Annotated in this window: 10 protein-coding genes; 8 read left to right on the forward strand and 2 right to left on the reverse strand. The window is 62.4% G+C overall.

Translation table 11 applies throughout. The features are described 5' to 3' along the window. Positions 1-9 precede the first annotated feature (9 nt). Positions 10-2406 (reverse strand): DUF1592 domain-containing protein, encoded by a 2397-nt coding sequence (locus ACZ5WW_RS09690; protein WP_377164734.1) that lies wholly within the window; start codon positions 2404-2406, stop codon positions 10-12. 120 nt (positions 2407-2526) lie between these two features. On the opposite strand from ACZ5WW_RS09690, the gene ACZ5WW_RS09695 reads away from it, so the two are divergent. The 3 genes from ACZ5WW_RS09695 to ACZ5WW_RS09705 are packed head-to-tail and all read left to right on the forward strand — an operon-like array spanning position 2527 to position 6165. After that, on the forward strand, positions 2527-4497 hold the full coding sequence (locus tag ACZ5WW_RS09695) for an ATP-binding protein (RefSeq protein ID WP_377164732.1): 1971 nt from the start codon (positions 2527-2529) through the stop codon (positions 4495-4497). Positions 4498-4525: 28 nt separating this feature from the next. Continuing rightward, on the forward strand, positions 4526-5515 hold the full coding sequence (locus ACZ5WW_RS09700; RefSeq protein WP_377164730.1) for a DNA topoisomerase IV subunit B family protein: 990 nt from the start codon (positions 4526-4528) through the stop codon (positions 5513-5515). Between the two features lie 5 nt (positions 5516-5520). Further along, entirely contained in the window at positions 5521-6165 is a 645-nt protein-coding gene (locus ACZ5WW_RS09705; RefSeq protein WP_377164728.1) for a response regulator, read from the forward strand. A gap of 80 nt (positions 6166-6245) precedes the next feature. On the opposite strand, the gene ACZ5WW_RS09710 is transcribed toward ACZ5WW_RS09705, so the two are convergent. Then, positions 6246-7469 (reverse strand): GDSL-type esterase/lipase family protein, encoded by a 1224-nt coding sequence (locus tag ACZ5WW_RS09710; protein WP_377164726.1) that lies wholly within the window; start codon positions 7467-7469, stop codon positions 6246-6248. 34 nt (positions 7470-7503) lie between these two features. Here ACZ5WW_RS09710 and glgX point away from each other — a divergent pair, with 34 nt between their 5' ends. The 5 genes from glgX to asnB all read left to right on the forward strand — a co-directional run bounded on the left by glgX (position 7504) and on the right by asnB (position 16769). Continuing rightward, a complete protein-coding gene (glgX, locus tag ACZ5WW_RS09715) occupies positions 7504-9726 on the forward strand; it encodes a glycogen debranching protein GlgX (RefSeq protein ID WP_377164724.1) in 2223 nt (740 codons plus the stop codon). 295 nt (positions 9727-10021) lie between these two features. Continuing rightward, positions 10022-11401 (forward strand): murein biosynthesis integral membrane protein MurJ, encoded by a 1380-nt coding sequence (gene murJ, locus ACZ5WW_RS09720; protein ID WP_377164722.1) that lies wholly within the window; start codon positions 10022-10024, stop codon positions 11399-11401. After that, on the forward strand, positions 11398-12678 hold the full coding sequence (locus ACZ5WW_RS09725; RefSeq protein WP_377164720.1) for an O-antigen ligase family protein: 1281 nt from the start codon (positions 11398-11400) through the stop codon (positions 12676-12678). The genes murJ and ACZ5WW_RS09725 overlap by 4 nt, the downstream gene beginning before the upstream one ends. Next, positions 12675-14813, forward strand: a complete 2139-nt coding sequence (locus tag ACZ5WW_RS09730) for a glycosyltransferase (RefSeq protein WP_377164718.1) — start codon at positions 12675-12677, stop codon at positions 14811-14813. The genes ACZ5WW_RS09725 and ACZ5WW_RS09730 overlap by 4 nt, the downstream gene beginning before the upstream one ends. Before the next feature lie 3 nt (positions 14814-14816). After that, the gene (asnB, locus tag ACZ5WW_RS09735; protein WP_377164717.1) at positions 14817-16769 is read left to right on the forward strand and encodes an asparagine synthase (glutamine-hydrolyzing); all 1953 of its coding nucleotides are present in this window, start codon (positions 14817-14819) and stop codon (positions 16767-16769) included. The last annotated feature ends 44 nt before the right edge of the window (positions 16770-16813 follow it).

Below are 16813 nucleotides of genomic sequence, written 5' to 3' on the forward strand. Positions count from 1 at the left end.
GGTGTCGGTTTAGCGTTTCAAAAACAGCGGACTGGAGACAAGTGTTTCAATCAGGGACGCGAGCTTGTAATCGCCCGCTTTCAATTCCTCCACGATGCGCTTCAGTTCATCGCGGTCTGAGAAGGTCATGCCCCGGCGCAGCGCATAGGTCGCCAGTTTTTCGGTCACGGCGGCGGCAAATTTGTCAAGATCATCCAGCAGCAGATGTTTCAGGGCCACCGAGTCGGCAAACGTACGCCCATCGGGCAGCACCCCGCTCGGGTCCAGCGCGGGATTGTCCCCCACTCCGTCCTTGATTGTCTCCACCGTCCGCCAGCGGCCAATCGCGTCGTAGTTGTCAAAGGCGATGCCCAGCGGGTCGATCTTGTTGTGGCAGGCGGTGCAGTTCGGGTCGGAGCGGTGCAGCTCCAGCTTCTCGCGCACGGTCGTTTTTTTGGCCTTTGCATCCGGCGTGCTCAGCGCGGGCACGTTGGCAGGCGGCGGTGGCGGCGGCCTGCCGATGATCGACTCCAGCATCCACACTCCGCGATGCACCGGCCGGTGCCTCGTACCGTCAGAGGTCAGGCTCAGCACTGAAGCCTGCGTCAGAAGCCCGCCACGGTGATGCTCCGGCTTGAGCGCAATGCGCTGCAGTTGATCCCCGCGCACGCCCTCGATGCCGTAGTGCATGGCTAGGCGCTCGTTCATCATCGTCCAGTCAGAGTCCAGAAAATCACGCAGGCTGCCGTTGCGCTTCAGCACCTCGCCAAAGAAGCCCAGCGTCTCGGCCACCATGCTCTGCTCCAGGTTCTCATCGTAGTCAGGATACAGCTCCTTGTCCGGCGGAAACATGCCCACCTTGCGCAGCTGCAGCCACTGCCGTGGAAAGCTTTCCGCAAACGCCTCCGCCTTGCCATCGGCCAGCATGCGCTTCGCTTCGGCACGCAGCGTCTTCGCATCGCGCAGGCTTCCTTTCGCCGCCAGATCCAGCAGGCGCTGGTCCGGCGCTGAACTCCACAAAAAATACGAAAGGCGGGACGCCATCTCATAGTCGCTCAGCTTGGGCGCTGCCTTCGCTGCATCTCCTTCTTCCAGATACAGAAAGCTCTTCGCACACAGCACGGCGATCAGGCCGTTCTTCACCGCCACCTCAAAAGGATCTCCCAGCTCCAGCGACTTCTGCACCGGCTGCATCAGCCGCTCGATCTCCCTCGCCTGCACCGGCCGCCTCCACGCACGTGTGGCAAACTGCGTCAAAATCTCGCGCGCATCCTTGCTCACAAAAATCTTCTGGTGCGCCTTTGTCGGCCATGAATCCACGATCGGCCCGTCCCACTCCACCTTGTCAATGATCAGCGTCGGCTGGATCGGTTTGAAATCATCGTCCGTCAGCTTGAGCTGCCACGGCACACGGCTGCGCGTCGTGGTAAAAGCATTCGGCGTGCCGCTGTGGCGCGAGCGCCGCCCCTCCGGATTCGGCCCCGGCACCGAGTTGATGATCCGCACCGGATACTTGCCCGCCACCAGATGCACTCGTGCCTCCACCGTGATGGGCTTGTCCTCCGGCGCATCCACATCCTGTTCGATCAGTGTGGTGTTGATGCTCGACAGATACACCTTCAGGCGCGGCGCCCGCCCGCCCTCAGGCCGCAGACCGCTCAGCTTCAGCCGCAGGATGTAGTCGCCCGTGGTCTTAATCTCGATATTCCACGAGTCCGTCGTGTAGTTACGCGGCACGATCTCGATGCGCACTTTGTCCGCAATTCCGCGCGCCTCGTACTCCTCTTTGAAGCCCTTCCACCGCATGTCAAAGGCCTCCCAGCGGATCACCTCACGCTTTGGCTCCGGCCGGATGGAGAGCGCCTCGTCCAGGATGGCATCCGCTGCGCTCAGATATTTCTCCACATGCGCCGGCGAGAGCGTCAGCACCGAGCCAATGCGCTCAAATCCCTTCCAGTCCGGATCTTCCGGCAGTCCACTCGGCGCTTTCACATCAAAGTTCACACCCAGCAGATCGCGGATCGTGTTGGCATACTCATCACGCGTCAGCTTGCGAAAGGCCACACGCTCACCCGCCGACGACTGGCGCACTGTTTCCGCCTCACGAAGCTGCTGCAGGATCCAGTCGGACACAGCAGAAATCTGCTCCGGCTTCGGCCTCGCCTCATCCTCCGGCGGCATGTCGCCAGAGTTGATGCGGCTCATGATCTCCTCCCAGTGCCCCATGATCTTCGGCGACTGTAGATCCACGATCAGGTTGTCCACCCGCAGGTCGCCCTTCTGCTTTTTCGCATCATGGCAGCGGTTGCAGTGCTGCTCAAAAAAAGGTCTCACCAGACCGGCGAGGTCACGCGATTCAGCACCCACGGTGGCGTGGGCGGCCATCAGGGTGGAGGCAGTCAGTGCAGGGAGCAGAAAGCGGGTCATTGATGTTTTGTTCAAACGCTAGCCGCTTCCGTTTTATGCGCCCTCCCCGAATCTTCGGGGGCCGCGGCTTTGGCAGAACAAACTGGCAGCACCCCGCAGCCCCCGCTAGGCTTGCACACCATGTGGCCTCATCTCCATCCATGCCTGGCTTTTCTCCTGCTCTGGAGCGGGCTGGCTTGCGCGGATGTCCCGGCATGGATTCCCGGCATGCGCGCCCTGGCCACAGAGCAGCACACCTTGCAGGAAAAGCTCGCTTCCATGCCTCCTGCCCCCGAGGTCCAGCTCACCCAGCGTCTCGGCTGGCACAGCGACTACTCATCCTCTCCGGACACCGCCGAGTGGGTGGAGCTCAATCTCGGCCAGGCGCAAAAAATCGACTCCGTCGTTCTCATCGCCCCTCCGCCCAATGGCGCATCCGTGGGCCAAGGCTACGGCTTTCCTCGGCGCTTCTACGTCGAGCTACTTGAAGAGGGAGAGGACAATGAGCGCACCATCATCGCGGACCACACCGGTGCCGATTTCCCCAATCCCGGCCTCCTTCCAGTGGTCATCCCCGCAGGCGGACGCATGGCACAAAAGGTGCGCATCACCGCCACGCGGCTCTACACCACAGGCAGCCGCTGTTTCTTTGCTCTGGGTGAGGTCATGCTCCTGCAGGATGGTCAGAATCTCGGCGCAAGGCTGGAGGCCATCGGCCCGGCCGCCGTTCGTGCCAGCAGCAGCCAGGGCACACGGCCGGACTGGGGCCGCATCAATCTCGTGGACGGCCACACCGTCCTCGGCCCGCCCGTGGGCACACGCTCCAGCCCTACGCTCGGCTTCCGCAGCATTCCAACCAGCGAGGGCCGCCCATACTCAAATCCCTGGGTGGAGGTGGATCTCGGCACCGTGCAGCCCATCGACGAGATTTGCTTCTTCCCTGCACACCCGCCACAGTTCGCCCACAGCCACGGCTACGGCTTTCCTGTCCGTTACCAGATCGAGCTGCGCGAAGACGAAAATGACGAGCCTCGCATCCTTCCCGCACCTCAGTCCGGCAGTTACGATGCCCTGCCCGGAGACAACGTCGTCACCATCGTCGGTGCCCACCGCGCACGCTTCGTTCGCCTCCAGGTGCTCGCTCCGCATGTGAGCAATGGCTCCGTCGTCCTCGCCATGGCGGAGATGCAGGTTTGGTCCGCAGGAAAAAACATTGCCCTTGGCTGCGATGTCACTTCCCCCGACTCCACCGAGCGTGACGGCTGGTCCCGCAAAGCCCTCGTGGACGGCTATGCCAGCAGCGCAGACATCGCTGACTGGCCCGGCTGGCTGACCGCCCTGTCTCAGCGGCGCGAGCTGCAGCATCAGCTCGGCTTGATCGCGCAAAAAAGCCTGGCCATCCATCAGCACTGGCAGCGCATCGCGCTGGTGATCTTCATCGGGCTCATCGTGGCCGGTGGCATCACTTTTCTGCTATGGCTTCGTCATCAGCGGCTCGCCAGGCGTCAGGAAATCGAGCGCCTGCGCATACGCATCGCCCAGGATCTGCACGACGAGATCGGCAGCAGCCTCGGTAGTATCGCCCTCATCGCCCAGGACCTTCTCACCACCTCCCCGGACACTCCCCACGCACGCTCAGATCTGGCCGAGATCAAAGACATCGCCGACGAAACCGTGGACGCCATGCGCGACATCACCCGCCTCATGCAGAGCGAGCGCTACGGCACCGATGACCTGACCGTTCTGATGCGCGAAACCGCTGACCGCATGCTGCGCAGCCACAGGCACACCATCCGCATTGACGCCCAAGCGGAGACACGCCGCCTCCCCATCGACCGCCAGCGCGATCTCATGCTGATGTTCAAGGAGGCCCTGCACAACATCACCCGCCATGCCAGAGCCACCGAGGTTCACATCTCACTCACTCAGACTCAAAACAACCTCGTCCTCGCCATCCAGGACAACGGCCAGGGCTTCGACCCCGCCACCGTCACCGCAGGCATGGGCCTCTCAAACATGAAGCGCCGCGCCACCAAACACGGCGGCTCCACCGAAATCCACTCCTCCCCCCAAGGCACCACTCTGACCCTGACTTTGCCGCTGATTGGATAAACTAAATTAGCCTGCCCCCTCTTGCCTCATGAGTCCGCCGCTCCAGCCCTCCCCAACCATCGCTGCCATCCGCCTTCGACCTGGCATGTACATTGGGGACACAGGCCCACGCGGCATAGCTCATCTAGTGAATGAACTGGTGGCCAATGGGCTGGACCAATACCTTGCAGGACAGGCCAGCAGAATCGACATCACCCATCGAGGTTCATCTATCTGTGTTTCTGATGACGGTGCAGGGCTGCCTTACGATGTCCCAGGCACGGAGGAAAAAACGCTGGCGGAAACCTTCTTCACCGAGCTACATGACACACCGACAGCAGATGGGCATAGCCCGCACGTCCATCTCAATCCAGGCGGAGTCGGCTTGATTGTCATGACTGCTTTATCCAGCAAGGTCGAGGTTGTTTCACATCGTGCCGGATTTCGTTGGCAGCAGCGTTTCGAAAATGGCTGCGCTGTATCCAGTCCACGAAAGACCGTTTCCTCTGATCGCGGGACAAGCATCACTTTTGCACCGGATGAGACTGTGCTGTCCGCAAACACGCCATCGTGGCCCCTGATACGACGCAAGTTCTTCGAAACCGCTCATCTCTTCCCCGGTGTTATCTTGGGACTCCAGCGGGAAACTTTCCATGCACAAGGTGGCCTTCTCGATCTCGTAAAATTTTTCTCGTGCAAAGACGACACCTTGCTCTCCACAGCGGATCAGCCATCGCTACAAGTCGATTTTGAGATGGATGGTATCCACATCAATGCAGCCGCATATGGCACCGCCAAAACATGCCAATGGCTCTCCTGGTGCAATGGCCTGTCCACCTCTCAACATGGCACTCATGTCGCAGGCTTCAAAGATGCCCTCCGCTCTGTCGCTTGGACTCCTGCGGCAGCCATGATTCACGTCTTGATGAAGCAGCCCGCATTCAACGCCCCCACCAAATCATCTTTAGCCACCAAGCACGTGCAAAAGGTGGTCCGCAACGCCATACGCGATCAATTGACAAAGAACAGACCGGCCTGACGTCCATGCCCGCCCCCATCCACATCTGGCTCATCGAAGACCATAAAACCTACGGCGAGCGCCTCATGCGCGCCCTCAACCGCCTCGACGGCATGCAGTGCACCCAGCGCTTCACCGCATGCGAGGACGCATTCGCAGCACTCACCACAGTTGCGCAAAAGCCCGATGTCTTCCTGCTTGATGTGGAGCTGCCCGGCGTCAGTGGCATCGAGGGCATCGCACGCCTCCGCGAGCTCGCACCCCAGGCCTCCATCATCATCCTCACCGTCTTTGAGGACGACGACAAAATCTTCCGCGCCATCTGTGCCGGAGCCTCCGGCTATCTGCTCAAGACCGCCGGCACAGAGGACATCGCCTCCGCCATCCGCAGTGCAGCCTCCGGCGGCTCGCCCATCAATCCCCGCATCGCCCGCCGCGTACTTGAGATGTTCTCAAAAGCCAACGTGCCGCAGAAGGACTACGGCCTCACACCACGTGAGCTGGACATCCTCAAACTGCTCGTGGACGGCAGCACCATCAAGGACGCCGCCGCCCAGCTCGGCATCGGCTACTACACGGCAGACGAGTACATCCGCAGCGTTTACGTCAAGCTCCAGGTCCGCAGCCGCGGCAGCGCCATCGCCAAAGCCGTGAAGGAGGGGCTGGTGTAGGCCCGGAACTTCTTCAATCGTCAGTCCTGCGGCTCAAGGACGCCCAAGCCACCCGTCATTGACGATTGAGCACACCTCCGTCACTTCAAATACGGCCCCACCACTTCCTTCCAAATCACATACCCGTTTGCATTCATGTGCAGCTGGTCCTCCACAAAGATGTCCGGCTTTGGCCTGCCATCGGTCCCGAGCATGTGCGGGTACACATTGATGAACTGCAGCCGCTTGTCGGTCTTCGTGTACTCCTCCACCAGGCGGCTTGCTTCGATCATCTTGTCGATCATGCTCCAGCGCTTCGGATTCGGCGCGTTGGAGATGTAGCAGATGCGGCACTCCGGCAGCGCCGCCCATACCTTGGCCACGAAGGCTTTGAAATCCGCAAACACCCGCTGCGGTGTCTTGCCTGCGGCGATGTCATTGCCCCCCGCATACATCACGACGAGCTTCGGCTTGTACTTGATCACGGTCAGGTGCGCATAGTTGAAGGAGTCAAACACCTCCGAGCCGCCAAAGCCGCGGTTCATCACCGGCAGCCCGGGAAAATCCTCCGCCAGCGTCTTCCACTTCACAATGCTGGAGCTGCCGGTGAAGACGATGGGATGCTCCGGCGGCGCCTTTTCCGCATCCTTCTTCGCAAAGGCCAGAATGTCCTTCTGCCAGCGGATCGCGGAGGTCACGACATCATACCCGGCCTCGCTAAAGTGAAGCTTGTCCTCCACATAAAGCTCGGGGCGGGGCATGCCGTCAGCACCGAGCAGCAGCGTAAAGGTGTCGATGAAGTCCACCCCCTGCCTGGCGCAGGACGCGGCGATGAGCTCATTCGCCTGCTTCACCAGCTCCACCTCGCTCCAGCGTGCGGGTGAGGGAGGAATGGAAATGAAAGAGATCGCTGTCTGAGGCAGCGCCGTGCGCACCTTTGTCACAAAGGCATCAAACGCCCCCAGCACCTCCTCCGGCGTCTTTCCGGCATGGAGGTCGTTACCCCCGGCGTTAAGGTAGATCTGCTTCGGGCGGTATTTGATGACACAGCGGTCGGCAAAAAACACCAAGTCGCTGAGCTGCGACCCGCCAAAGCCCCGGTTGAGCAGCGGCGTTTTCTTGAACCTCTCCGGCAGCGACTGCCAGCGCCGGATGTTAGATGCGCCCACAAACACCGTCACATCCTTGGGCGGAGCTTTCGTGGCGTCCTCCGCCTCAAAAGCCTGGATGGCCTTTTCAAAGCGCGCCGGGTCCGCCGGTTTGAGGGCCAAAGCCCAGGTGGAGCTCAGCAGCAGAAAAAGCAGGGCGAAATGTCGATAATTCATGGCGGCATGGCAAACGTTGTGCGTTGTGAGACTCATGCAACCTTTGCTGACCAGCCTGAAACGCAAATTTGCCCGCAAGCCAGCCGCCCCCGCTCAGACCCGCCGCGTGCCCCTGAGCGACTCCTCCATGCCGGTTTCCTTTGAGATCCATGGAGAGCCCCTTTCCCCTGGTGTCACCCTTTTGGGAGACAGCACGCGTTTCGTCGTCCACTCCCGGCATGCCATCGCCATGGATCTATGCCTCTATGATCCCAAAGACGCCACCCGAGAGACCGCCCGCATCCGCATGGAGCGCACCGAGTGCGATCTCTGGCACGCCACCGTCCGTGGCGTCAGGGCCGGCACCCTCTACGGCTACCGAGCCCATGGTCCCTGGCTGCCTCAGAATGCCATGCGCTTCAATTCCAAAAAGCTCATGCTCGACCCCTATGCCCGCGCCATCCACGGCACACCGGACGAGGCCGAGCACATGCGCACCCTGCCGGACCCTCGACACAGCCTTGGCCGCATCGACAACGGCCCCCACGCCCTGAAATGCGTCGTCGTCGATGAATCCTTCGACTGGTCTGGCGATACCAGACCGCGCATCCCCTGGCAGGACACCGTCATCTGCGAGCTGCATGTGAAGGGTTTCACCCAGACCCACCCTGACGTCCCCGCTGCCCTGCGCGGCACCTACGCAGGTCTCGCCCATCCCTCAGTCACCGCCTACCTGCGCCAGCTCGGCATCACCAGCGTGCAGCTTCTCCCAGTGCACCAGCATCTGGACGATGGCTTTCTCCTCGGCAGAGGCCTCACCAATTACTGGGGCTACAACACCATCGGCTTCTTCGCCCCGCACAATGCCTACGCCGCAGCCAAGGACCCGCAGGAGCAGGTGCGCGAGTTCAAGGCCATGGTCAAAGCCCTGCACGCCGCAGGCATCGAGGTCATCCTGGACGTGGTGTACAATCACACCGCCGAAGGCAACGAGTACGGCCCGTCCCTCATGTTCCGTGGTCTGGATGACCACAGCTACTACCGCCATCACTTCGGCGAAAACGGTGCAGACTATGTCAACGTCACCGGCTGCGGCAATTCGGTGGACTCTGCCAGCCAGCCTGCCCTCCGCCTCATTCTCGACAGCCTGCGCTACTGGGTCACCGAAATGCACGTGGACGGCTTCCGCTTTGACCTCGCCGTCACTGTGGCACGCGATGAAAAAGACGGCTTCAACCGCCAGTCCCCCTTCCTCAGCGCCGTGGCACAGGACCCCGTGCTCTCGCGGGTCAAGCTCATCGCTGAGGCCTGGGACATCTCACGCATGGACAGCTACCAGGTGGGGAATTTCCCCGAGCCCTGGCGTGAGCTCAATGGCAAATACCGCGACACCGTGCGCAGCTGGTGGCGGGGAGATGCCGGTGCCACAGCCGAATTCGCCAAGCGCCTCTGTGGCAGCCAGGACGTCTTTGGCTGGAATCAGCGCACCCCTCTCGCCAGCATCAATTTCCTCACCTCGCACGATGGATTCACCCTGCTCGACCTCGTCAGCTATGCGGACAAGCACAACGAAGCCAACAAGGAGGACAACCGCGATGGAGACAGCAACAACCACAGCTGCAACTGCGGCGTGGAAGGCCCCACCACTGACCCCGCCGTGCTGCAGACCCGCGCCCGCCTCCGCCGTGGCCTCGTCGCCACCATGATGTGTTCCATCGGCGTCCCCTTCCTCATCGCTGGCGACGAACGCGGCCGCACCCAGAAGGGCAACAACAACGCCTACTGTCAGGACAACGACATCAGCTGGATCGACTGGCACGAGTGCGACGAGGAGATGCTCGCCTTCACACGGCAGATGGCCGCCTTCCGCCGCAGCCACGAGGTCTTCCGCCGCAGCACCTACTTCGACGGCAAGCTCAATCCCGCCACCGGCCTGCGCGACGTCCTCTGGCTCGAAAGCGACGGCACCCTGCTGCACCATGAGGAATGGCACCAGGACACCCGCCGCTGCTTTGGCGCACTGATGGGCCCGGTGAATGATTCATCCAGCACGCTCCTGCTGCTCTTCAACAACAGCGCGGAGCCCCAGCCCTTCATTCTCCCCGGAGACGGGAACACTCTCTGGTCACTCGTGTTCGACACCGCCCTCTGCCCCTCCTTCCCGGCCAAATCCCCCCCCGGTCTGGCAGGTGCCCAAAATTACCCGCTGCTAGGCCAGGGAATCGTGTGCCTGAAGTTGGCCGCCGGAGACCGGGAAACGCTGGAGCCAAAGCCCTGAGCCCAGCCAAGCCACCGCAGGAGAGGGATCATCTTGATCCCTTAGCGCTCTGCGTTCACCCACCACTCCTGCCAACCGGGGACCAAGAGCCCCATTCCATCTGGGCTGCCGTCCCCATCCCACAGTCACGCGCTATGATCCGGAGCTTACGGCGATGAACAAGGATCAGGCTCAAAACGGAGTCTTTGAGACTGACCCCAAACCTCCAAGGGGGCACTGAAACACCCCGGTCGCCCCCTAAATATCCCGACCTCAAGTTTGCTCAATCGTTTTATGGTGTTTATAATTTAGTGGAATGCCTGCAATCCGCCTCGCCCTGCCAGCCTCCCTTCGTGCTTTGTTCGCACGCGGGGCCGGGTCGGCCATGGTCTCGGGCTTCCTGGTGGTGGCAGTGCTCACGATGGTGGGCAAGATCGTCGCCTTTGCCAAGGACGCCCTCATTGCCAACAAGCTGGGCACGGCGAGTGAACTGGACGCCTTCATGCTCGTCTTTGGCTTTTACACCTTCGTCGGCTCTGTCCTGGGTGGCGGCATCCCTGAATCCTTCGTTCCCGCCTACGCCGAGCTGCGCGAGCACCGTGGCCTGCGCCGCGCCTACCGCCTCGGGCTTCAGAGCGTCGCGTCGCATTTCGCTGCATTGCTGCTCTGCGGTGGCCTGCTGGTTCTGGCCGCTCCGTGGGTGGTTGCATGGGCGACAAAAGGCTTTGATCCAGCCAAGCAGGCGCTCTCCGTCAGCCTGTTGCGCAGCCTGCTGCCCTTCCTGCTCTGCTTTGGCCTGGCCCAGCACCTCGGCGCATGGCTGCGTGCAGGGAAGACCTTTTTGCTGGCAGCCTCCTCCCCCATGCTCGTGCCCCTCGGTATCGTCACCGCCCTGCTGATCGCTGGAAAACAGGTCAGTGCCTGGACGCTGGTGCACGGCACGGTCTGGGGCGCTGTGGCGCATCTCGCGGTGCTGCTGGTGGCAGTCATGCGCCGCCTGCCGCGCAGGCTGAGCTGGTGGCGCTGCACCCTGCGCCATCGGGAGCCGGGGCTGCGCGTGGTGCTGCAAAATGCCATGCCTTTCCTCATCGGCGGCGTTGCCTTTGGCAGTGCGGTGGTGGTGGATCAAACGATGGCCGCCTGGCTCACCGCAGGCTCCGTGGCCGTGCTGGGTTATTCGGACAAAGTCTGCGCCATTGTGCTCGCCGTCACCGCCGGCCCCGCCTCGGACGTGCTCTTCCCGCACTTCGCCGAACTCGTCGCCCGGCGTGACTGGAATGGGCTGCGCCGGCGTCTTTTCACCAGCGCTGGAATCATCGTCAGCGCGGCGCTGCCCATGACGGTGGTGCTGTGCGTCTTTGCCCCCTGGATCGTCAGCCTGCTGTTTCAGCGCGGTGCCTTCGGCCCGCAGGACACCCAGCGCGTGGCGGAGGTGCTGCGCTATGCGTCTTTTCAGATCCCCTTTTACGTTCTCGGCACCGTGGCGGCGCGCGTCGTCATATCGCTGCAGGCCTCGCGCTACATGCTCACCGTCGCCTTCAGCGCACTGTTTCTCAATGCCTCGCTCAACTGGCTTTTGATGAGCCGCCTGGGCGCTGCGGGCATCGCGCTTTCCACCTCCATCGTGCATGCCGTGTGCGCTTTTGCCACCTGCGCCACCTGCCTTCTCGTCATCCGCCGAAAGGAGGCCGCATGAGCTCCGCCACGCAGCCCGCTCTATCGCCAGCCTTCATGCTGGCCGCCGCCAGACGCCGCGAGCGCTTGGCACGGCTGCTCATCATCGCCGCTCTGGCCCTGCTCGTGCCCGCCATGACCAAGGCCCTCTACTGGGCGGACGGTGCAGGGGTCATCCCCTTCAAGCCGCGCGACTACACCCTGCTCACGCTGGCGGGCGCCGGAGTGATGTCGCTGCTCAACAGGCCCAGCATCTGCCCGCCTGCTTTTTTGATGCTCATCGTGCCTCTGCTGCGGGTGCTCGACGCCGCATTTCTTCAGCGCTTCACCATCACCGCCCTGGGCGACCACAGCGTTGTGGTCATGTCCCTGCTCTCGAACTTCCTCGTCACCTTCACCACCGTGCTGCTGCTTTCCACGGAGCCCTGGCGTCGCGTCGCCATGTGGGCCGCCGTTTGCACCGCCGTACTCTCCGCAGGCTGCGTGTATTACGAGTGGCTGGGCTTCCGCTCCTTTACCCGTATCCCCGGCCGCATGGCCGGCTTTCCGGATGATCCCAATGATCCTCCCATCATCATCACGCTGATGCTCTCGGTCATCTTCACGCTGAACCCGCGCTTCTGGTGGAATGTCGCACTCATCGCGTTTGTAGGACCCGCCATCGCCCTCACCCTCAGCCGCAGCGGCATGGCGGTCTTTTCCTGTCTGCTGCTCTGCTACGTGCTGGGCAACCTGCGCCAGCACTTCATGGGCATGCTGCTCGTCGCTGCTGTCAGCATCCCCCTCGCCATCGGCGGCGTCGCCATCCTGGCCCAGACCTCCACCAAGGTCGGCCTCATGACCAACAAGGACACCACGGACCGCCTCCAGGCCATCTATGAGCTGGACTTTGAGCGCATCAAATCTCCCGAACGCGGCAAAGACCTGCAGGACGGCTGGGAGGCTGTGGGCAAGAGGCCGCTCTGGGGCCACGGCACCGGCGCCGGCACCAGCATCTGGAAGCCCCACAACCAGGTCGTCTCTCTCTGGATCGACATTGGCATTCCCGGCGTGCTGCTCTACCTCAGCGGCCTCCTTCTGCTGACCTTCCGCTGCTTCACGCTCAGGCTGCGCGGCTTTTACTGCCTGGTGCCCCTGTGGCTCTTCATTCCTTGCAGCCAGATCATCGTCGAATCTCCCCACTACTGGTTTGCCGCCGCCGTCTGCAGCAATCTCGTTTTCACAGGTCGCTTCCGCCTCGTGCTCAAGCCCCCCGCCAAACCTCAGGCCTCCCCGCACGCCCCGCTGCCACAGCCATGAAAATCGCCTTCATCATCCGTGATCTCGGCCACGGCGGCGCTCAGCGCCAGCTCGTGCTGCTCGCGGGTGGGCTGGTGCAGCAGGGTCACGAGGTCAGCGTGCTTCACTTCTACGGCGGCCCTTTCCGTGATGAACTCGAATCCGTAGGCGCACGCACCGTCTGCATCGGCAAACGCAGCCGCTGGGATCTCGCAGGCTTCTTCATCCGCCTCGTAAAAGCAGCACGCAGCATCCGCCCCGCTGTGCTGCATGGCTATCTCGCCGAGTCCAATCTGATGGCGCTGTTTCTGAAGCCACTCTGCGGTTTTCCCCGCGTCGTCTGGGGCGTGCGCGACTCCCAGACCGACGCTCATCTCTGGGGCGTGCTCGGCAGGCTCAGCTTCCGCCTCAACTGCCTCCTCGCCCGCTTTGCTGACGTCATCATCTGCAACTCCCAGGCCGGGCGCGACTACTACGCCGCACGCGGCTACCCGCCGAAAAAGATGCACGTCGTCCCCAACGGCATCGATACGGAGAAGTTCCAGCCCCGGCCTCACACGCCATCAGCAGTCTCCACCTTCGGCCTCGTAGGCCGCATGAACCCGATGAAGGACATCGCCACCTTCCTGCGCGCGGCGGCCCTCGTTCCTCACGCGCAGTTCCTCATCATCGGCTCTGGAGATGCCGCCTATGAGCAGCAGATGCGCAGCCTCGCCACCAGCCTTGGTCTGGACGACCGCCTTACCTGGATGCCCGCACAGAAGGACATGCCTACCGTGTATGCGAAGTTTGACTGCCTCGTAAACTCCAGCGCCTTTGGTGAAGGCTTCTCTAATGTCATCGGCGAGGCCATGGCCTGCGGCGTCCCCTGCATCGCCAGCGACGTCGGCGACAGCGCCTGGATCATCGGCGACAAATCCCGCATCTTCCCCGTGGGCGATCACGCCGCCCTCGCGCAGTGCATGCGTTCCTTCACGCCGCACGATCCCCGCCCGCGCATCGTGGAGGAATTCAGCGTCGCCAAACTCATCGAGCGCACCAGCCGCCTGCTCGCCAAAAAAGTTCTCTGGCTCACCACCGGCCTCGGCAGCGGCGGTGCTGAGATGATGCTCGCCCAGCTCATCCGTGGGCTGCCGCATTTTCAGCACAGCGTCATTTCCCTCACCGCTGGCGGCAAGCACGCCACCGCTTTACACGAGGGCGGCTATGAGGTCCACAGCCTCGACATGCCCGCAGGCAAACCCACACTCGCCTCCCTCTGGCGCCTCTTCCGCATCGTTCGCGAAACCAAAGCCGACGTCCTCATGGGCTGGATGTACCACGGCTGCTTTGCCGCCGTGCTCGCGCGCTTCATGCGTTTCAAAAGCGTGCCCGTCATCTGGAACGTTCGCCAAAGTCTCTACGACCTCAAGCACGAGAAGCGCGGCTCCGCACTCGTCATCCGCGCCCTTGCTTCGCTCTCCAGGCTGCCTGCGCGCATCACTTACAACACGCAGACCGGCGCACGCCAGCACGAGTCCCTGGGCTACCGCGCCTCCAAGACTCAGCTCATTCCTAATGGCTTCGATCTCGCCAAATGGCTGCCGGGCACGCCCACCCCCGGACGCATCGGCCGCTTTGGACGCAATGCACCCATGAAGGACTACGCCACCTTCATCGCCGCTGCTAAAATCGTCGCCGAGAAAAAAACCGGCACCGAATTTATCATCGTCGGCGCTGGCACCGAGGAGCTTCAGGTCCCTGCGTGCATCCAGATCCTCGGCGAGCGCCACGATCTCCCCGAACTCACCGCCTCTCTTAACATCGCCGTCTCCTCCTCCGCGTTTGGCGAAGGCTTCCCCAATGTCGTCGGCGAGGCCATGGCCTGCTCCGTCCCCGTCGTAGCCACCGACATCGGCGACACCCGCTGGGTCATGGGCGATACCGGACGCATGGTCCCGCCGGGCGATCCTGCAGCTCTCGCCCAGGCCTGCATCGAAGTGCTTGAATCTGGTATTCTTCACGATCCCGACTCCCGCGCGCGCATCGCCGAGCATTTCTCCATCGAGAGCGTGCTGCAGAAATTCGCCGCCTTGCTCGACTCACCTCATGCGGTCTTGCCTGCACTCGAGCCGAGTCTCACGCCCACTCTCGCCTCTCCCCTTCCCCATTCCTGACCCATGTGCGGCATCGCTGGCTTCTTCTCCCCTTCCGGTTCGTGCCCATCGCACGAGATGAACGCCATCGTCACCGCCATGACGGATGCCATCATCCTGCGCGGTCCCGACGACTCCGGCGCCTGGGTGGACTCCTCCAGCGGCATCGCACTCGGCCATCGCCGCCTTTCCATTCTCGATCTCTCCCCTTTGGGCCATCAGCCCATGACCAGCGCCGATGGCCGCTTCATCATCGTCTTCAATGGCGAGATCTACAACTTCCAGGACCTCCGCGCCGAACTCGAACCCCTCGGCCACACCTGGCGCGGCCACTCAGACACCGAGATCATGCTCGCCGCCTTCCGCCAGTGGGGCGTCGTCGCAGCCACCCAGCGCTTCAACGGCATGTTTGCCTACGCCGTCTGGGACAAGCAGGAGCGCACCCTCCACCTCGCCCGCGACCGCATGGGTGAAAAGCCGCTCTACTACGGCTGGATCGGCGCGACCTTCGTCTTCGCCTCCGAGCTCAAGGCCCTGCGTCGCTTCCCCGGCTTCAATGCCGCCATAGATCGCGAAGCCCTCACCTCGCTGCTGCGCTTCAATTACATTCCCGATCCCCTCTGCATCTACCAGGGCTTTAAAAAGCTCCCCCCTGCCTCGATGCTCATCCTCAAGTCGCCCTCCGAGCATCCGCAGCCCGGCTACTACTGGAGCCTGCCTCACGCCGTAGAGCGCGGCCTCGACAATCCCTTCAAAGGTACCGAAGCCGAGGCCATCGACACCTTCGAGTCCATGCTCAAAAAAGCCGTCGGCATGCGCATGGTCTCCGATGTACCGCTTGGAGCCTTCCTCAGCGGAGGCATCGACTCCTCGCTCATTGTGGCAATGATGCAGAAGCAAAGCTCACGCCCCGTTCGCACCTTCACCATCGGCTTCCACGAAAAGCAGTACAACGAAGCCGAAATCGCCAAGAGCGTTGCCCAGCACCTCGGCACCGAGCACACCGAAATGTACGTCACTGGCGAGGATGCGCTCAATGTCATCCCCCAGCTCCCCGCGCTCTACGACGAACCCTTCGCCGACTACTCGCAGATCCCCACCCACCTCGTCTGCAAGATGGCCCGCCAGCATGTCACCGTCGCCCTCAGTGGCGATGCCGGAGACGAACTCTTCGGCGGCTACGAACGCTACGCCATGGGCCGCAGCCTCTGGAACAAATTCGCCTGGATGCCCACTCCGCTGAAGAAGCTGACCGCCGCCGCACTCACCGCAGTCCCACCCGGTCCGCTCAACACCCTCGGCTCCAAAATTCTCCCCAAGAGCAAGCGCCACATCCCCGTCGGCGACAAGCTGCACAAGCTCGCAGAAGTCGTCGCAGCTCCAGGCATGGAGTCGCTCTATCTCACGATTATGTCTTACTGGAAAAAGCCCACGGACATCGTCATCGACGGCAAAGATCCCGTTACCGCCATCAGCAACACCAAGGCATGGCCTCGCGTCAGCGACTTCACCCATCGCATGATGTACCTCGACATGGAGACCTACCTCCCCGGAGACATACTCGTCAAAGTGGACCGCGCCGCCATGGGCGTCAGTCTGGAAGGTCGCATCCCCCTCCTCGACACCGACCTCATCGAGTTCGCCTGGCGCATTCCGTATTCGATGAAAGTCCGCGACGGCAAAGGCAAATGGCTCATGCGCGAAACCCTCTACCGCCATGTGCCCAAGGCCCTCATCGACCGCCCCAAGCAGGGCTTCGGCATCCCGCTGGAAATCTGGCTCCGCGGCCCCCTGCGCGAATGGGCCGAAGACCTCCTCTCCGAATCCCGCCTCCAACGCGAAGGCTTCTTCCACCCCGCCCCCATCCGCCAGAAATGGCAGGAACACCTCAGCGGCACCCGCAACTGGCACTTCTACCTCTGGGATATCCTCATGTTCCAGTCCTGGCTCCAGGCCCAAAAGGAGCGCGGACTTTAGTCCGCAGCAGGTCGCTTGCCGCAGCGCAAGTTAACTCACTTAGA

Source organism: Prosthecobacter fluviatilis, assembly GCF_055388355.1.